This window comes from Microvirga sp. jy35 (assembly GCF_056148915.1).
Genome location: NZ_JBWBEW010000037.1, coordinates 15,773 through 32,956 on the forward strand (window position 1 = coordinate 15,773; position 17,184 = coordinate 32,956).

21 protein-coding genes are annotated in these 17,184 nt (G+C 60.6%); 16 read left to right on the plus strand and 5 right to left on the minus strand.

All coding sequences use genetic code 11. The features are described from left to right. The first annotated feature begins 34 nt into the window (after positions 1 to 34). Genes AC0QTX_RS21265 through AC0QTX_RS21320 form a run of 12 tightly spaced genes read left to right on the plus strand, consistent with a single transcriptional unit; the run spans position 35 to position 9,909 of the window. Positions 35 to 1,945, plus strand: coding sequence for a phage tail length tape measure family protein (locus AC0QTX_RS21265; protein WP_474605816.1), 1,911 nt, complete (start codon positions 35 to 37; stop codon positions 1,943 to 1,945). A 3-nt stretch (positions 1,946 to 1,948) separates the two neighbouring features. Then, positions 1,949 to 2,599 carry a hypothetical protein gene (locus AC0QTX_RS21270; RefSeq protein WP_474605817.1) on the plus strand — a complete coding sequence of 217 codons (651 nt, stop codon included), beginning with the start codon at positions 1,949 to 1,951 and terminating at the stop codon, positions 2,597 to 2,599. Continuing rightward, positions 2,599 to 3,231: a DUF2163 domain-containing protein gene (locus tag AC0QTX_RS21275; protein ID WP_474605818.1), complete on the plus strand. Its 633-nt coding sequence runs from the start codon at positions 2,599 to 2,601 to the stop codon at positions 3,229 to 3,231. The genes AC0QTX_RS21270 and AC0QTX_RS21275 overlap by 1 nt, the downstream gene beginning before the upstream one ends. After that, positions 3,228 to 3,632 (plus strand): DUF6950 family protein, encoded by a 405-nt coding sequence (locus tag AC0QTX_RS21280; RefSeq protein WP_474605819.1) that lies wholly within the window; start codon positions 3,228 to 3,230, stop codon positions 3,630 to 3,632. Before AC0QTX_RS21275 ends, AC0QTX_RS21280 begins: the two co-directional genes overlap by 4 nt. Positions 3,633 to 3,635: 3 nt before the next feature. Then, a complete protein-coding gene (locus tag AC0QTX_RS21285; protein WP_474605820.1) occupies positions 3,636 to 6,161 on the plus strand; it encodes a phage tail protein in 2,526 nt (841 codons plus the stop codon). Then, positions 6,161 to 6,580, plus strand: coding sequence for a hypothetical protein (locus tag AC0QTX_RS21290; protein WP_474605821.1), 420 nt, complete (start codon positions 6,161 to 6,163; stop codon positions 6,578 to 6,580). The genes AC0QTX_RS21285 and AC0QTX_RS21290 overlap by 1 nt, the downstream gene beginning before the upstream one ends. 3 nt (positions 6,581 to 6,583) lie before the next feature. Beyond that, positions 6,584 to 6,961, plus strand: a complete 378-nt coding sequence (locus tag AC0QTX_RS21295; RefSeq protein ID WP_474605822.1) for an H-type lectin domain-containing protein — start codon at positions 6,584 to 6,586, stop codon at positions 6,959 to 6,961. A gap of 5 nt (positions 6,962 to 6,966) precedes the next feature. Further along, positions 6,967 to 7,488 (plus strand): hypothetical protein, encoded by a 522-nt coding sequence (locus AC0QTX_RS21300; RefSeq protein WP_474605823.1) that lies wholly within the window; start codon positions 6,967 to 6,969, stop codon positions 7,486 to 7,488. 1 nt (position 7,489) lies between these two features. Continuing rightward, complete coding sequence (locus AC0QTX_RS21305) at positions 7,490 to 7,909, plus strand: hypothetical protein (protein ID WP_474605824.1); 420 nt, start codon at positions 7,490 to 7,492, stop codon at positions 7,907 to 7,909. Positions 7,910 to 7,911: 2 nt separating this feature from the next. Further along, positions 7,912 to 8,259: a hypothetical protein gene (locus AC0QTX_RS21310; protein WP_474605825.1), complete on the plus strand. Its 348-nt coding sequence runs from the start codon at positions 7,912 to 7,914 to the stop codon at positions 8,257 to 8,259. A gap of 58 nt (positions 8,260 to 8,317) precedes the next feature. Beyond that, positions 8,318 to 9,583 (plus strand): hypothetical protein, encoded by a 1,266-nt coding sequence (locus tag AC0QTX_RS21315; protein WP_474605826.1) that lies wholly within the window; start codon positions 8,318 to 8,320, stop codon positions 9,581 to 9,583. Next, positions 9,580 to 9,909, plus strand: a complete 330-nt coding sequence (locus AC0QTX_RS21320) for a hypothetical protein (protein WP_474605827.1) — start codon at positions 9,580 to 9,582, stop codon at positions 9,907 to 9,909. Before AC0QTX_RS21315 ends, AC0QTX_RS21320 begins: the two co-directional genes overlap by 4 nt. 65 nt (positions 9,910 to 9,974) lie before the next feature. On the opposite strand, the gene AC0QTX_RS21325 is transcribed toward AC0QTX_RS21320, so the two are convergent. Beyond that, entirely contained in the window at positions 9,975 to 10,733 is a 759-nt protein-coding gene (locus AC0QTX_RS21325; protein ID WP_474605828.1) for a calcium-binding protein, read from the minus strand. A gap of 695 nt (positions 10,734 to 11,428) precedes the next feature. On the opposite strand from AC0QTX_RS21325, the gene AC0QTX_RS21330 reads away from it, so the two are divergent. Together AC0QTX_RS21330 and AC0QTX_RS21335 are read left to right on the plus strand one after the other, a co-directional pair. After that, positions 11,429 to 12,100, plus strand: a complete 672-nt coding sequence (locus AC0QTX_RS21330) for a lysozyme family protein (RefSeq protein WP_474605829.1) — start codon at positions 11,429 to 11,431, stop codon at positions 12,098 to 12,100. A gap of 2 nt (positions 12,101 to 12,102) precedes the next feature. Further along, positions 12,103 to 12,540, plus strand: coding sequence for a hypothetical protein (locus AC0QTX_RS21335; protein WP_474605830.1), 438 nt, complete (start codon positions 12,103 to 12,105; stop codon positions 12,538 to 12,540). 20 nt (positions 12,541 to 12,560) lie between these two features. Here AC0QTX_RS21335 and AC0QTX_RS21340 read toward each other — a convergent pair whose 3' ends face one another. The 3 genes from AC0QTX_RS21340 to AC0QTX_RS21350 form a co-directional block, all read right to left on the minus strand. Continuing rightward, positions 12,561 to 12,761: a hypothetical protein gene (locus AC0QTX_RS21340; RefSeq protein ID WP_474605831.1), complete on the minus strand. Its 201-nt coding sequence runs from the start codon at positions 12,759 to 12,761 to the stop codon at positions 12,561 to 12,563. A gap of 400 nt (positions 12,762 to 13,161) precedes the next feature. Next, positions 13,162 to 13,368 (minus strand): hypothetical protein, encoded by a 207-nt coding sequence (locus AC0QTX_RS21345; protein ID WP_474605832.1) that lies wholly within the window; start codon positions 13,366 to 13,368, stop codon positions 13,162 to 13,164. A gap of 82 nt (positions 13,369 to 13,450) precedes the next feature. Further along, positions 13,451 to 13,636: a hypothetical protein gene (locus AC0QTX_RS21350; protein ID WP_474605833.1), complete on the minus strand. Its 186-nt coding sequence runs from the start codon at positions 13,634 to 13,636 to the stop codon at positions 13,451 to 13,453. A gap of 324 nt (positions 13,637 to 13,960) precedes the next feature. Between AC0QTX_RS21350 and AC0QTX_RS21355 the strand changes: the two genes are divergently transcribed. Continuing rightward, positions 13,961 to 14,230: a DUF6894 family protein gene (locus tag AC0QTX_RS21355; RefSeq protein WP_474605834.1), complete on the plus strand. Its 270-nt coding sequence runs from the start codon at positions 13,961 to 13,963 to the stop codon at positions 14,228 to 14,230. Between the two features lie 869 nt (positions 14,231 to 15,099). Continuing rightward, on the plus strand, positions 15,100 to 15,345 hold the full coding sequence (locus tag AC0QTX_RS21360; protein WP_474605835.1) for a DUF6894 family protein: 246 nt from the start codon (positions 15,100 to 15,102) through the stop codon (positions 15,343 to 15,345). Positions 15,346 to 16,147: 802 nt separating this feature from the next. Here AC0QTX_RS21360 and AC0QTX_RS21365 read toward each other — a convergent pair. Beyond that, positions 16,148 to 16,891, minus strand: coding sequence for a Crp/Fnr family transcriptional regulator (locus tag AC0QTX_RS21365; protein WP_474605836.1), 744 nt, complete (start codon positions 16,889 to 16,891; stop codon positions 16,148 to 16,150). Between the last annotated feature and the right edge of the window lie 293 nt (positions 16,892 to 17,184).

The following is a 17,184-nucleotide window of genomic DNA, read 5'->3' on the forward strand; positions in this document are numbered from 1 at the left end:
CGAATCAACGGATCTTCAGCGACTTGTTGTATCAATGGAGGCTCGTTTTACGACCTTCAACAAGGAGATGCAGAAACTAACCGGGTCGGTCGAGAAGGAAACCAATAAGATCCAGGGGCGTTTCAAGGCGCTCAATGACAACCTCCAGGGGCAGACGGCTAACCTCGCGGCGCAGTTCCAGGATATCGGCGTGCAGCTGGCTAGCGGCACTTCTCCACTGACGGTAGCCCTACAGCAGGGTACTCAGATCGCTGCGGTCCTAGGGGAGAGCAAGGGAGGAGCTGCGGGCGCAGTCAAATCACTCGGGGCTGCCTTTGCCTCGGTTGTCAGCCCGATCAGCCTTGCCACCATCGGCATCATCGCGCTCGGCGGCGCCGCTATCCAGTACGTCGCCGGTATGGTCAGCGATACAGAGAGCCTCGACGACAAGCTGAAAACTCATGCCGACTTGATCAAGCAGATCAAGGATGCCTATGGCGAGGCGGCCGAGGGACTTGAGGACTATGCTAAGCAGAGCACGGCGGTCCTTGAGGCGCAGACCCGCGCTTCCATCGTTAAACTACAGGACGATCTAGAAAAGCTCGCTAGGACCATTGCCCGAGCAGCGAGCGCCACTCCCAGCGGCGTTATGACCAACATCGGCACGATCGAGGTCGATACTGCGGAAGTGGATCAGGCAGCGGCCAAGTACGACGCCTTCGCCGCTGCAATCCAGAGAATGCGCGACGAGGCACAGAACGGCACGCCAAATATTCGGGCGTTCCAGGCGGCTGTTGCGGAGATCGTGAACCAGAATACGGGCGATGAGAAAATCGCCAAGCTGGGTGCCGAACTGCTCTCCCTGTCGAAAGAGGCCTACGATGTAGAGACCGCCCTTGATACTGCTCGCCGCGCCATCGGGCTCATCGGTGATGTTGCAGCGGGACAAGTCGGCTCAGTCAAGGAACTCAAAAGCGCTCTGTCCGACCTTGCCAGGATCGGCCTTCCGACTACAGGCGAATTCAGGGCCGAGGAGGCATACAAGCGGGCGATTGAGAACGCCCGCACCCCCGGCGAGCGAGCGCAGGTTGATAGTGCCTACCTTGAGGCACAGCAGCGCCTCCGTGACCGAGAGGCAGAGGCCGCAACCGAGAAAGCCCGCAGGGAGGCCGAGCGGAAGGCGGAGCAGGGTGCCCGGCGGGCCGCGAGTGACGCTGAGCGCGCCCGCGAAGCTTACGCTCAGGAGATCACCGACATCCAGAATGCCACCCGCGCCCTTGAACTTGAGTTCGAGATGCGCGGCAAGAGCAATGTCGAACGGGAGAAAGCCCGCACGATCATGCAGATCGAGAACGCTCTCCAACGCGAGGGCATCATTCTCTCGGGCGAGCAGCGTGCCAACGTTGAGCAGTTAGCGCAGAAATATGCCGAAATGAGCGACAAGCTCAAGGAGGCCAATGCTACCCAGCAGGAACTTCAGCAGCTTGCCAGTTCCACCCTCAAGGGTTTCGTATCCGACCTCATGAACGGTGTGAGCGCAGCAGAAGCCCTGCAAAACGCTTTAGGGCGGGTGGCAGATAAACTCGTTGATATCGCGATCAACTCTCTCTTCGACATCAAGGGCGCAGGGGGCGGCAACATTTTCAGCGCCTTGTACAGCAGTTTCGGTGGAGCGCGCGCTTCTGGAGGGCCTGTCCAGTCTGGCAAGACTTATCTTGTCGGTGAGAGAGGCCCGGAACTCGCCCGTTTTGGGAGGAATGGGACGGTGATCCCCAATTCAGCCCTTCCAAAAGGAGGACAAAGCGGTGGCGCCGTCACCGTCCACATGGCTCCCACCACGGTTCACGCCCCCGGCGGAGACCCGCAGTTGATCGCCGCCATGCTCGACCAGCGCGACCGTGCCATGGTGACCAAGCTGCCGGCCCTTATCCGCAATGCGCAGCAGCGCGGTCATCTCGGACGCTAACAGATGCCGATAACGTATCCCCGCGAGATGCCCTGCGGCGTGCAGAGCATCGAGTTCGACATCGCCCGCGCCGTGTCCAAAAATATGCTCTACGGCGGCCTGACGCAGGTGCGTGAGATGGGCGAGCCGCGCTGGCGGGGATCCTTCACCTACGCGCCCATGAAGCGCGAGCAGTTCCAGGCGCTTCAGGCGTGGCTCGATAGCCTCCGGGGCGGCTTGCGCACGTTCCTTGGCCATGATGCCCTGAAGCCGTTCCCTGTGACCTACAGAGGCGGGTTCTCAGGCCTGTCCCGGGCAACTGGCGGAGCCTTCGACGGAACGGGCAGCGTGCTCAGCTTCGACGGGTCCGACAGGGTAGGGATAGGGACCTTGCCGGCCGGGTTCACTCTCCGAGCCGGCGACATGGTCGGATTAGTACAGGGCGGCAATCGAGGTCTCTATCGGATCCTTGAGGATGCCGTGGCATCCGGCCTTGGTATGGTCACCCTCACGGTCGAGCCGCGTATCGTGCCGGGCATCTTCACCACGGCGGCAAGGGCGAACTTCCAACGGCCCGCCTGTCTCATGACGCTCGACCCCGACAGCATCTCGGCCAGCAGGACCGCCATGATCCGCTCTTCCATCTCCTTTTCTGGCATTCAGAAGATCTACTGATGTCCCGCGCCATTTCCCTCGCAACTGCTGACGCCCTCGACGGCGGGCTGATCGTCGACCGGGGTATGATCCTGTTCAATCTCGGCTCCGGCCTCTACGGCTTCTGGACCGGGGTGGGGCCTTTCACCCATGGCGGCGTCACTTATGTCGGCGCCGGATCCCTGATCTCGGTTGATGGGGTGCGGCAAACCTCCGACCTGTCCTCGGTGCAGGTTGTCGCCCGCCTGACCGCGATCGAGAATACCGACCTGACGCCGGATATCCTCGCCACCATCGAGCAGGAGGTCTATCACCAGCGCCCCTGCACGATCTCGACCGCCTACTTCAATGCCGAGACCTACGAGCTGCTGTCGGTCGAGGTGGAGTACCGCGGCTACATCGACCGGATCGTCCACACCGAGAGCGTCAATGGCGAGGCGGTGCTCGAGGCGCATCTGGAGAGCCGGTTCCGCGATCACCAGCGCAGCGGCTACCGCATCCGCTCCGACACCGACCAGAAGCGCATCCACCCCACCGACAACGGCCTGCGCCATGTGACGGCCGTCTCGACCGAGAAGGTGCTGTTCGGACGATCCGAGCAGCCGGCCCCGGCGCCCAAGAAGAAGTCATGGCTGCAGAGGATCTTCGGATGACCCGCCGCGAGGATTGGCCTGAGCGCCTGATCGAGGCCATTGAGGCTCACAGTGACCTGCCGTTCCAGTGGAGCGTCTCCGATTGCTTCCTGTTGCCCATGGACTGCGTTCTGGCGATGACCGACGCGGATCCGTGGGCAGAGGTCCGGGGCACCTATGCCACCGAGCGCGGGGCAGCAAAGCAACTGCGGCAACGCGGCTTCAAGACCCTGGCCGATGCATTCGCGGCCAAGTTCGAGGAAATCCCGCCCGCTCTCGCCGGACGCGGCGACATCGGCGTCATGGACAGCCCGCGCGGGCTTGCCGGCGTCGTGTTCATGGACACGGGCGTCATCGGCAAGGCTGAGACAGGCCTTCGTCGGGCTCCGCGTTACCTCGTTCTTCGAGCCTTCAAGGTTTAGTCCATGCCATTTATCGGAGCAGCCATCGGCGCCATCGCGGCGGCCGGCTCGATCGGTGGTGCCATTGCGGGCGCGGGCACGATTGCAGCCTTTGCCATCAACACGGCTCTGGCGGTTGGTGTCTCGCTTGGTCTCGGGGCCCTATCGCGCGCCATGGCGCCCAAGCCCAAGGCCGGCGACACCCTGTCGGGCGTGGAGACCAGCGTCCAGATCGGCGGCGACATCCCGCGCCAGATTGTCATCGGCCGTGCCGGCGTGCGCGGCCAGCTCGTCTACCACAACACCGATGGCGCCGTGAACGAGCACTATCAGCAGGTGTTCGTGCTGTCCGACTGGATATCCGAAGAACTGGTTGCGGTCGTGATCAACGGCACCCGGCGCTGGCTGACCTCGATCAGCGAGTCGGCTCACCGGGTTGTCTACGACGTCAACGGCCTCGTCGGACAGGCGCGGATCTACTTCTACCGGGGCACGCAGGCCAGCGCAGACGGCACCCTGATCCAGCATGCTAACCCGGCCGGACGCTGGGATGCCAATTCGATCCTGGCCGGCATGACCTATGCGGCAGTGCACTGGACCTACAACAAGGACTCGGAACTCTACGAAGGCGGCATCCCTGAGATCCTGTTCGACCTCAGGGGCGCACGGCTGTACGACTGGCGCAAGGACTCGACCAACGGCGGCAGCGGCTCGCACCGGTGGGATGATCCCGACACCTGGGAGTATTCCGAGAACCCCGTTGTCGCCACCTACAACTTCCAGCGCGGCTTTTACCACAACGGCGAGCGCATTCTCGGCATGGGTGTGCCATCCTATGATCTCATCCACGAGACCTATACGGCGGCAGCCAACGTCTGCGACGAGCTGGTCACGACGAATGGCCCGGCCGAGCGTCGCTACCGCTGCGCCACGATCCTGAGCGCCGATCAGGACGTGCCGTATGCGGCCTCGCTAGAGGTGCTGCTGTCCACGTTCGCCGGCTATCTGTACGATTACGGCGGCTCCTACTACTGCCAGGCTGGCGCGGCACAGTTGCCCGTCAAAACCATCACCGATGCCGATCTGGTGGTCGGTGCCCCGGTGACGTATTCGGCCAAGCGCAGCAGGGCGGATCTGCTCAACCGCATTCATGGCCAGTTCCTCGACCGCTCCCTCAACTACGAGGCACAGAGCTATTCGCCCCAGATCTCGGATGGCGGCACGATCAATGACGGCGAGGAGTTGGGCGGCCAGCTCGACCTGCTTTCGGTGCCATCCCGCACCCAGGCCGAGCGCATTGCCCGCATCCGGCTACGGGAGGCGCGGGCCCAATCCTCGGCTTCTATTACGATCGGGTTCAACCATATAGATCTGCAGGTTGGCGACTGGATCACGTGGAACTCCGCCCGCTTCGGGCTGAAGACTTGGCGCATCGTCAACCGATCTGTTGATGCCGCCACCCGTGCGGTCTCGCTGGAGCTGGCTGAGACGAATGCATCCGTGTTCTCGTGGACGGCAGCAGATGAGGGCGCGCAGCCGCTGGAGCCGGTCCGGCTGGAACCCGGCAACAGGGCTACGACGGTCAATGGGTTCGGCTTCCAGCCCATCGGCCTCAAAAGCGGCGACGGCATCACCGAGATCCCGGGCCTGCGCTTCTTCTGGACCCCGATTGTCGATCCGACTGTTGACGGCGTGCTGATCGAGTATCGGATTGTTGGGACGACGCGAGCAACCCGTATCACCGATAACAGTCCGGCGGACGGCGAGCATGTTGCGACGAGCGGTGTGGTAAACGGCACTGATTATGAAGCCCGGGCAACTGTCGTGACCACGCCGGCTCGCGCCGTCACATGGACGCCGTGGTCCTCGGTGCGAACAGGCGACTTCAACTTGCGTCTTAAGATCGGGCCAAATGATATGGTCCCGGAGCTTGCCCGCGATCTGGAGAGCCTTGAAGCCGCCTGGGGTATTGCTGATGTGGCGGCCGAAGGTCTGGTTGTTGCCGACGAGGCCAATGATCGGGCCAGCGCTGCGATCAAGGAAATCGCTGTCGTTAAGGTCGATGCCGAGAAGGCGCTCGCCATCTTCGGCAACGAGGTTGTCGCCAAATACGACGAGGATCAGACGACTGTCAGCCAGACGATGCAAGCCGTTACCACGGTGACTGGCCAGATGGTCGGCAAGTGGAGCGTGGTCTCTCAATCTGGGGGGTATTGGGGCGGCATTCAGCTTGTCACGATGGACGGCACGGGCAGCACCTATCACTCAGAGTTCAAGGTCTCCGTTGACAAGTTCAATGTCGGCTATCCCGGTGCCGGGTTCGGAGAGAGAGGCGTCTTCGAGGTGGGGTACAGCAACGGCCAGCCTGCCATCACCATGCGGGTTGACCTTATCGCCGACAAGTCCATCAACGCCAGGCACATCGAGGTCGAAACGCTGGGAGCCGTTAGCGGCAGGATCGGCACTGTTTCGTCAAGTAGTACCTACACCAGTGGCGGCTTCCTCATCGACGGCCCCAACCAGCGCTTCGAAATCTGGGACAATTCCTGATGGCGCGGCGCATCGTGATGGGCCGGATGGCAAACGGCTCCTTCGATCTCCGCATCTCCCGGCGCGGCTATGATGCCATGACAGCGGATGCGAACGACTTCAAGAAGGTCTCGTTCTCTGCCGTTAGTCAGGCGCGAGCCAAGGTAGCCTCCACCGGATTTGCCAGCGTCCTTGAGGCATGGGTGAACTTCGGGCAGACGTTTAGCAACCCGCCGCCTGTCCTCGCCACATTGAGGCGGGGCGGCCAAATGTATTTCAACTGGTTTCTCTATGCAGGGGATCAGTATGGCGTCCTAGGATACGCCACGCCGTACTGCTTCGTTGTGCAGGAAAACCGGCTGAAGATCGCGAAGACATGTTTTGAGAACGCAGCCCTCCAATCAGGCGACCGGCTTGTCTGGTTCGCGCTTGAGAACTAGGCGATGGCTCGGCGGATTATTCTCGGGCGGCGCGGCGCCGCTCATGGCTTGTGGGTGTCAAAGGCGGGCATTGATGCCGAGACGGCGGCCGGGACCAATCTGGTCTTCGACATGTCGCAACGGCTCGGCATGGTTCTTGAGGAGGGAACGGCCGTTGTCCCGAGCGGAGGCGCAACCCGCTCGGTGAGCTTTGCCCGGGAGTATCCTTCAATCCCTCTCGTGTTCTGCGGGCAACTGACCAACTACCCCAGCAATGCAACGGTGCGCACGAGTGCTACCCGGACGGGCTTCACGCTCACTACCCTTTTTGACCCGATCACAAACACATGGCTGGCGGCGGGTCAGACGGTTCGATGGTTCGCTGTGATGCAGACGGAGTAAGATGAATGGCCCGCCGTGTCGTCCTGGGCAAAGTCGGCAGCGAATTCGTCTTCCGGGTATCACGCCCGGGGTTCGACGCCGCGACGACTGATCTGAGCAACTTGATCTTCGACGCAGACGGGGTTCAGGCCCGCGTGGCCGCGACCGGCCTGGCGACGGTTGCCGCATCCACCTTCCCCCTGACGCCGGCGACTACGACGATCGCGCACGGCGTTGCCGAGCCTGGCCTCGCGATCGGCGTTGCGCAATCAACGTATGTGGACATTCAGAACACGAATACCGGGATGTGGGTTGGCCTGAAGCGCCAAAATAATGTCGCCAATGGGCAAGTCACCACCGTCCCGCTGTCATGGAACGACGACCTCAAAATCGGCTGGTGTACCCCGTGGCGCCTTGCGGCTGAGTACGCTCCGGATGGATACGCGGAAGCAAACGGCTGGCGGATCCGGTGGAATAACTCAAGTCTGTTTCTCGACAACTTCCAAGCCTACGGCATCCGCGTTCGCTGGGCAGTATTGGAGTTCTAACATGCTTCTTTTTACCGATGATGACGGGCGCTATGTCGGGCACACCGACGCCGAATATCCTGCGCCGGCTGAAATGCTGGAGCGCGTGCGCAAGAACCAGGGCGAAGGGCAAGTGTGGGATGTCCCGCCATTCGGGCCTGACTTCTGGTACTTCCCCGAAGGCGTCCCGACCATCCGCCCCCGGCTCGACTGCACTGTCTCTGAAACGACGGACGGCGACGACAAGGTGACGGTGATTTCCGGCATCCCGGCCGGTGTCGTTGTCACCGTGACCGGTCCGAAAGGTGAGCAGCGCGTGGAAGCCGACGGTGAGGATCTTGAACTCGTGCTGCGGATCGCGGGCACCTACGCCGTCAGCTTCGATCCGTTCCCCTGGCAACCGGTCTCTATCATCGTCGAAGTGACCGAGAGGGGAGCCTGATCATGGCCCGTCTTGAGTTCGGCCCCTCCGTTGATCAGCTCCGCGACCTGGCTGAGCAGGCGATCGACAAGCACTTCGACCCCGTTCGGCAGCGCATGGCACTCTACACCCGCAAGGTTGCCCGTGCCGAGCAGCACCTCGCCGGCAAGACGTCCGCCATGCTCAATCGCGAGGCCCAGCGCCGGCACATCAAAGCCGACGACATCGCCCGCCAGATCATCGCGCTGGCAGAGGCAGACGAGGCCATGGAAGACCAGCGCACCGCCCTGAAGCTCAAAGTGCGCAAGGCCCTCACGGCTGAGAAGATCCGCAAGCTGCTCACCGAGAACGGCATCACGCTCGGCCGCTAAGCCCTTTCACATCCACGCCTGAACCATCGGCCAAGCCCTCTTGGCCGGGAGCTTTCCCATGACCCTAGACCCGAACTACTTCTTCTATTCAGACGGCACAATCACGCTCACCAACGGCTCGGACATCGCGACCGGCGATCTGGTGGCGTGGGATCCGAGCGTCTTGCCGTTCGACTTCCTATTCCCGAACAACGGCACGAGCGGCATGAGCGTCATCAAGGAAGTGCTCGCTGGCAACCAGATCAGGCTGGCGAAGGCCTGGACCGGGCCGACGCTGACGGGCGTTCCTTACTTCATGGTGCGATGGACACGCCACACGGACCCGCGCATCTACGCAGTCCGCGTGTCCGAGTACCTGACGCGGCTCAAAGCGCCTGTTGAGACCGGCATTCAGGAAATCGAAGCCGCAGTGGATCAGGCGATTGCAGAGGCATTGGCGGCGGTCGCGCAAGGCACTGTTCCCAACGGTTCAGTCAGCACTCCCAAACTCGCTCCGGATGTAGCGGCCCTCATCGCCGGCAAGTCGAGCATCGCTGGGCAGACGTTTGAGTATTCGCAGCGTCAGGTTTTCCAATCTGGCCCTGGCGCTTCGGTTGGGTACGGCGCCTTTGACGGCTCCTCCCTGGAAGTCCGAGCCGATACGGCCGCAGGCTCCGCCGCCTCTATGCTTTTTCACGTCCCCGGTATCATCGCCATGAACTTCGGCGTGGATGTTGACGGGCAGTTCAAATACGGCGGCGGCTCACTCGGGGCAGGGGTCATGCGCACCTTCCTCGACACCAGCAACGCACGCAGCGTTCTAAAGGCCGTCGTTGATCTGCTCTCAGTAACAGACATCCCGGCAGGAGTGGCATTCCTCGATCTCGCGCTCCCGGCTGGCTATGAGAAGTATGAAATCGAGGTGCGAGCTCTGCGTGCCAATGTCGATAATCAGGTCGTTTACGCACAACTGTTCACGGCGGCTGGGCTTTTCACCGGCATACATTACGAGACCCTGACTTATACGTCCGCGACGGTTCCTCATGCCGGTGTGAACAGACGTAATACCACGCAGATGCAGTTAACGGGTGGCCATCGCAACAATGCGCTTGAGGCTTCAAGCGGGCGGATCATCGTGGAGCCAGGTGGGGCGGGGTTTACCTATCCGCGGGTTCAAACCCACATGAGCAATTACGACTCGTCTATCGACTATCTCAATATGTACGACGTTGAGGCTATGGCAGTTGTTGCGGGGCCAGCCACCGGGCTCCGGTTCTGGGGCGGGTCAGGCGCCCCCCTTGGCGGTGGCCGTCTCATTCTCAGAGGCATCAGGAGCGCGGCATGAGCACCCAACCATTCAAGATCGTTGACGGCGAGGAACTCCCGCTGACGGCAGAGGATCTGGCCTGGCTCGAGGACGTTGCTTCAACCCCACCGCTGCCCGCTCCTACGTCGCGCGTCTACAAAGCCCGCATGTTCCGCAAGATGACGGATGCTGAGTACGAGACTTATCTGCAGATCCGGTTCGCTTTCCCGCCGCGGCTGCAGGCAATCTTCGACGCAGCCGAATACCTGTCATCGGATGACGAGTTCTGGCCGGCTCTCGTGGCAGCGGCTGAGCAGGCCTATGGAGCTGAGCGGGCGGCGGAGATCCTGGCACCTTCAAGCTAAAGGAGCAGGCGGCGTCGCTGCCTGCATAAGCGAAAAGGGCGCTCCGTAGAGCGCCCCGAGACCGATCACAGCATGAAATAGGTCCCAGAGATCGAGCTGACGCCTTTGAGAACGATGTAGAACTCTGCTTCCCCATCGCCGTAGTTGTCGCCAGAAATCTTTATTCCACCGGAGACATTCTCGTACCGAAGCTCTCCAGCTTTGCCGCTGAATTGCTGATTGCCGATGAAGGTGAATCCTTGGTTTCCTTCCGTGTAGATATCAGCATCAACACGGCGTAGATCGATCTTGTCTCTTTGGCCTTTGGAAAAATCGAAGATTACATCGCCGCCATTTTGCCATGCGGCATCATAATCGTTGTTGTAAATGAATGTGTCGGCGCCTGAACCGCCGTAGAGCTTGTCCTTGCCCGAGCCGCCGGTAATCTTGTCGTTGCCCGCAAACCCTTCCAGTTTGTCGTCCCCTTCATAGCCCTTGATCGTGTCATGGCCAGAGAGGGCAGCCTTGTAGATAGCGAGGTCGTCCGACCTTGTGCCTGTCCGGGCTGCTGCGGCCAAGGCGGCTGCAGAAATCTTGCCGCCTGTGATGGACCCGACAGTCCCAGAGTACGACTTCAAGTGATAGCTTGTAACCGTCCCGCTTGTTGGATAGCCATCAGCCCCATAGGTCAAGCCCCAGCCTCTGAACTCATCACGATAGCCGTTGCCGTAGTCTGCAACGAATATGTTGGAAGTTGACGTATAGTTATCGGCGTACTGAACATTGGATAGGTTCAGTTTTTTCAAGTCGAAATCTTCCCAGCTTCTCCAAACAAGCGTAGCCAAACCTGCCTCCCATAACGTCGACGAACAAGTTTCACTCGTAGTCTGAATTGGTCAAAGCGGCAATAAGGCCTCTCTGAGGCATTTTTACCCACATCACGAGGAAACCATGACCACCGAGAACATCGGGCGCTTCTACACAAGCCTAATAGAAACGCCCCGACCGAGGGGTGAGTTAACACCTCCGGCCAGGGCGCCCGCGGCTCGACTTCGCAGACCGAAGGAGCCACGCTCTAGAAGCTAGGCTGTACCAGAGGAGCCTCAACTCTCCGGAAGGAGAGGGGGACACGGCGCAAAGGACTCGTGTTTAGCCTCAAGTGGCTGCTCGCAGACGAGAACGCCCCGGCTGAGAGGAGCCGACACAACCTCAACGAGGGCGTCTGTGGGTCTCGGAAGGCTCCACGCCCCAATCCTACGCTCATCCCACTGATCATCAACGCCGCTTCTGGGCGGCTTTTTCACATCCACATCACTAGGACACCATGCCCCCGAGACATTCGGGCGGGCGCTGCGGCTCGCCCAGTATCTCACAGGGTAGCCTCAAAAACAGAACGCCCCGGCGAGAGGTCGTGCGGAGCTCTCAGCCAGGGCGTCTGGCGACCTTGCGGCCACACCGCATTCGTAATCGGCTGAACCTGCCTCGTCAAGCAGGCCGCTAGGGCGGCGCCCCCACTTCCCAAACCACCAAGAGGATCCCCATGGATAAGACCGTCCCTAAACCGGCGGCGATGCTGCTCGACTTCATCACGTCCAAGGAAGCCCCCAGAGGCTATGACACGGTTTACGGCAACCGCATGAGCCAGATGCCCAAGCCCCTGACCTCCATGACGATGAAGGAGGTTCTCGATCAGGGGAGATGGCGAACCAGGACCTTCGGCTCTTCTGCGTGTGGCCGGTATCAGTTCATGGACGCCACGCTCCGAGACTTGGCGGCAGAGCTCGACCTGAAGGCCGAGGACCAGTTCACCCCTGACTATCAGGACCGTCTTGGCCTCCATCTCCTGCGCCGACGCGGCTATGACCGGTGGATCAAGGGAACGCTCTCCGATGGCGAGTTCATGCTCAACCTCGCCAAGGAGTGGGCCTCGTTCCCTGTGCCGTACACCGTCAAGGGGGGCAGCCGCACGGTCTCTCGAGGCCAGAGCTTCTATGCGGGCGACGGGCTGAACAAGTCGCTCGTCTCTGCTGAGGCGGTGGAGAAGGCCCTGCTTGTCGCTCGCGCTCAGAAGGAGCGCTCTGACGAGCCCATTGTCATCGCCGCGCCTGAGCCGCCGCTCGACACCCGCGATGTGCCCGACGACATCCCCGCCGGCCTCTGGCAGGCGATCGTCAACGCAATCTCGACTTACCTCAAGACCAGGAGTGCCTGACCATGCAGAAGCAAGCTTTCATCGGCCCCGCCCTCGGTGGCGCCCTGATCAACGTCCTGACCAATGTCATCACCGACAAGCTGATCCAGAAGCCGTCCGTGCCGGTCGACCGCAGCAATGTCGGGATCGTGCGGCCGGAGATCCGGGAGGCGGTGGCAGAGGCCATCACCACCGATCCGGTTGTCTTGAACGAGCTGAACGCCGAGAAGCCGATCCAGAGTCGCGTGCTGTGGGGCAATGCAATCGCCGGCATCGGCACGGTTGTGGCGGGGATCGACCCGATCGCTCAAATGTTCGGCCTGGTGACACCGGAGGAGGGGAACACGATCATCCAGGGCACCGGCGCCATCATCGCCCTCGGCGGCGTGGCTTACTCCGTCTATGGCCGACTGGCTTCCGGGCTCAAGCCCCTGTTCAGCAGGAAAGCCGTAGGGGCGTAATGATGGGCGGAGCCGCCAGCCTACAAGACACAGTTATAACCGTCGGCGGTCTCATCTTCATCTGCGGGGCGGTCTGGTCGGTAGTCAAAGTCCGTGACTGGCTTGACCAGAAAATCCAGGAAGAGGTCGCCGTTGCGCATCGATGCGCGAAAGAGGCAATGGAAAGCGCGCGGCTTGCCCACGAAAAGGTCGCTCTCTTGCAGTCCCTCGTGAATGCCCATCAAGTGACCCAGGCCGAGCGGCTTGTCTCAAGGGAAGTCCTACGGGAGGTAGAGGACCGCTTAACCGGGGCCATCGACCGGCTTGGGGACCGTTTTGATAGCCTTTTGCGAGAGGTAATCAAGCATAGGCGGGAGTGAACCCGGCGGCGCACCAATGCGGCAGGTGTGCTACAGACAAAAAAAGAGGCAGCGGTGCTGCCTATTCGGTCTTGCCTATCGTTCAGGCAAGAACTAGATTGTGCAGTGCAACACGGCGATTGGCGTCGCAGTGTTGCTGCCCTTCTTGGGCGTTTCCTCCCTAAACTTCGGGCTGCTCGCAAGGGCGGCCCTTTTTCTTGATGGGGAGGCTATCCACTCGACAGGACCGGGGCAACCCGGAAGCTCCCGATCAGGGTTGTCATTAAGTAGTAGGTTGCGGACGCTCAGCATCGGAAGACGTCGGCCCGATCATCAGTCCTGCCTTCTCCAGCCACTGATCAAAGACATTGTCAGCCGCCTGCTTGGCTTCATCGGCGGTATCGGTGAAGCCGAGCCGATCCACCCTCGCGTTGTGAGGTATGCCATTCATCGTCCAGACCCAGCGGCCACTGCCTTCGCCGCCTGCCATATGCTGATAGACGAGGCAGAACTTATGGGAGCCAAGCCCACCCTCCCAGCTTCCTTCCACGTGCCATGCGCAAGGTCTCCACTTAAGGGGCATCAGCGGCCCTCGGCATAGGCAGGTCCTTGAAGGTCTTGCCGAGCACCGCGTTGGTGATCGTCGAGCGGCTTATCCGGTAATCCGCAGCCAGCTTTCTGAAGTCCTGTTCTCCTGCCGCATAGCGCAGCCTTGCTTCTAAGACCTGTTCAACGGTCAGCTTCTTCGTCTGTGGCATGCCCTGTCCGACTCGCTAGGAACGAAACAGGAACATTCCCGTGCGTAAGAGGAAAGCCAACAGGGGAGAGTGCTTTTCCCCGTAGTCCACAGGTAAGCGAACGGACTAGTCGACTGCGCCCTCAGCCCTTCTTGGCCTCTCTGGTCTCCTGCAGCCGGCGCATCGTCTTCATGATCTCCTCGGCAGTATAGATCCTTCCTACGCGTTGACGCTGGGTTGCCCGAAATCATTCCCCTCCTAGGAACCTTTGCACCTCCGTTCGGATTACCTCCAAAGAGCACAGGGGCGGCTTCCTCTCAGCCGTCCTCAGTGTGGAGGCCGCCAATGCGCTGCTATTTTCACCTGTTGAGCCCCCATGGAATGATCCGCGACGACGCAGGTGTCGAAGTCACTGACATGAGAATGGCGGAAGCTGAGGCTCTCAAGGCAATCCAAGAAATACGTCAAGAAGACAACAACACTGAGGAGGAGTGGCGGGGCTGGCGCCTCAACGTTACGGATTGCTCCGGGTATCTTCTTCTCTCTATCTCTCTGAATTCATCGGAGACCTCGCTGGAACACGGCCCACTTCACCCGAGAGTCCTTTCATCCTGAAAATGGAACTCAGCACTAGATCTGGGTACACGCATTCCGGGCCAACCAGCGGGAGAGGCGTACGCAGGTTCGCGTGAGTTTCTGTATGCGTGATGCCATGCATTTTGTTTGAGCCGACATGGTCTGCAAACGTCCTACATCAACTGCACAGCTACGCATCATGCTTGCCGCATTGAAACACAGGAAATTAAATCTCACTTCGTGGAGGTGGATCGAGAGTTGGGGAACAGGTCATGACAGAGGACGAAATTGAGGCTGTTGCTGAAGAGCTCGCCAAAGCAGGTGGCGTGTCATGGTACCCTGGCCGTGAGAGGGGGGCGCTTCTGAAAATTGTATCGGATCGTTACCGCGACCGAGCTCGGTTAGCCATCGGAGCCCTCGACCGCTACCGAGCGCAAAAGGCAGGTGACGCGTTGGCAGACACCGTTGAAGCCGAGCTGCCGCCAAATCCTGTGAGAGAGCCGTCCACCCCTGACAACATTGTCCGTGTTGGCTCCACTGTCGTTTACCGTCCGCAGGGAGAGCAGAGAGCCTATCCGTGCCGCGTCGAAAGGATTGAGGGAGATCGGGCTTACTTGGTGCCGCATTTGCAAGCTTGGACCGGCTGGGTCTCGATAGGAATGGTCACGCCCGTTGCTCTTGACGAGAACTCCCCTCAGTAGAGGAAGGACTTTGCTGCCCTCACGACCTGTAGCCGGGAATACTCGTGACCCTGCGATCGGCAGTCACTACCGCTCTATTTCAGTAGGGCTGGCCGGTGAGCTCGGAGATGGCGGTGGTGTCGCGGGAGTAGGTCATGCTCCCACGATAGACTGAGAGGGTGAACAAAGGGTCTCCGTCGAGGTTGGTAGGACACCCACGGGGGATCCATGCCGCGCTACTTCTTCGACACCTATGATGGCGAGAGCTTCATGTCCGATGACACAGGGCTGGAGTTCGAGACGCTGAAGGACGCTCGAGCGGAGGCCCAGATGCTGCTCCCAGAGATGGCCAGGGAAGGCCTGCCCGGTGGCAATCACAGGACCTTTGTGGTCAACCTCCGCAATGAGGCTGGGCAGATCCTGATGAGGATGTCACTCACCCTCGTGGTGGCAGAGGGGGATGTTGACCGCTGAGCATCATAGGGCCGGGGCTGGCATCCACTGCTGGGGGAACAGAGCCACGTGGGAAACCGCGTTCGGCCGGGTCCATGCCTCAACCTGCGTGTCCCAACTTAGAGCTTCGGTTGTTTCGCCATCCGGAAGGATGACCCTGCCAAGGATGACTGTTCCATCCTTAGGTGCTGTCTCGATTGGCCGCCATCCATACATCCCGCTGCCTCCAATCGAATCATGTGGGGCAGGCTAGGTCAGCCAATCTGAACGTAGCCTGCACGGCGGGAGGATCAGTTCTGAGAGCAGATCTTAGGGTGGGTGTAGCGGCGACCGGGGAAGAGAGTGTTGACCTCGGTTATCAACTCTCAGATGAACCGTGCCCCATAGTGATCTCCGCTATTCCAGATGAGACGGACCCAGGCAGCCGCACCTTCGCATGGGATCTTAAGTTCAAACTCTAGAGGCACATCAGCCGGAGGGGGATTACGAGGCGGACTTCGGTATCAGACAGATCCCAGACGGTACACGTGGTCGGTTCACCAGTCGTCTCGCTCGCAAACCATCCTTCAAGGCTCATATGTAGCCCCTGACTTGATCGGCGCTCTAGCGGTCCAAGGTTCATGCACAGGCACTCCTGAGGGGAGCCATCTCTAAGGAGACAATCTGGCGCGAGACTGTCTTCCGTTCCTGATGCGGCTTGCCGCGGGTATAGCGGGGAGGGGTGAAGAGAACGTTGGCCGCCCCTCTCTGGCTCCGGCCGGGCGGGGCCATTTGTCTTTGGGCTCCGTACCAGATGCCAGGTCATAGAACTCGGTCACGTTGATCATGACCTGGAATGCCCTACTGCGTCCGGGCAGGCAGATCTTGGCGCAATCGGCAGCAGCTTTTGGTATCTCTCACGCAAGATGCCGTAGCACTCACATGCTGCTTTCTGAAGGCTTGGGCGGTCAACAATCGTAATGCTCCCCCGCCCTTGCTGAATGAAACCCTTGGCCTGGAAGCTGCGAAGGATTGTGCTGACGGTTGCGCGCTGTACGCCAAGCATCAATGCTAAAAACTCGTGCGTGAGAGGTATCTCATCACGGCCCATGCGGTCACCGGTCGCAACGAGCCATCTGCAGGCTCGTGCCTCAACGCTGTGGACGGCGTTGCAAGCCACCGACTGCAGTGTCAGAGACGTCAGGAGCTCGGTATACCGGAGAAGCATATTCTGGATGCCTGGCCGGGTACGGGCCGCTTTCATTAAAATCACCGCATCGATCCGCAAGGCTGCGCCGGGGCTTTGCACGATATAGCGACCGAAGGATTGAAGCGGGATGCCCTCAAAGACTAAGCCAACCATACCTTCGCGACCGAACGTGGCCATCTCGGCGACCCGACCGTCTGTTAACGTTCGGACAAGGGAAACAACGGCGTTATGAGGGAAGTAAGTAAACGGGAGAGGCTCACCCTCCTCGGCAAGCACCTCCCCCCTCGACAGCTCCACGCGCTCGAACAGGGGTTCCAGCCACTGAAAATCTTCAGGTGCCAGGACAGCCAGAAGCCGATTGCGGGGATCATCTATCATCGTTGAACCCTGTGTTGGTTCGGAGGAAGGATAATACCGCCCGCCGCGCGGTCAAAGGAAGTAGCAGGCGACGGTAATTCGGCGGAGCTCGTCGGTTGGTCAGCCTTTCCTTTCTGCCCGGACTTCCTGCAGCCGGCGCGCCGTCTCCATGATGGCCTCGGCTGCCTGAGACCCTCTGATCCCAATCAGGCCCCGGTCCACGGTCTTTCCATTCTCGTCCTTCCGGCCGTTGAAGAAGACGCCTAGTTCTGCTTTGAAATGGCCAGGATAGCTCGGGACTTCGGGTAGATCGT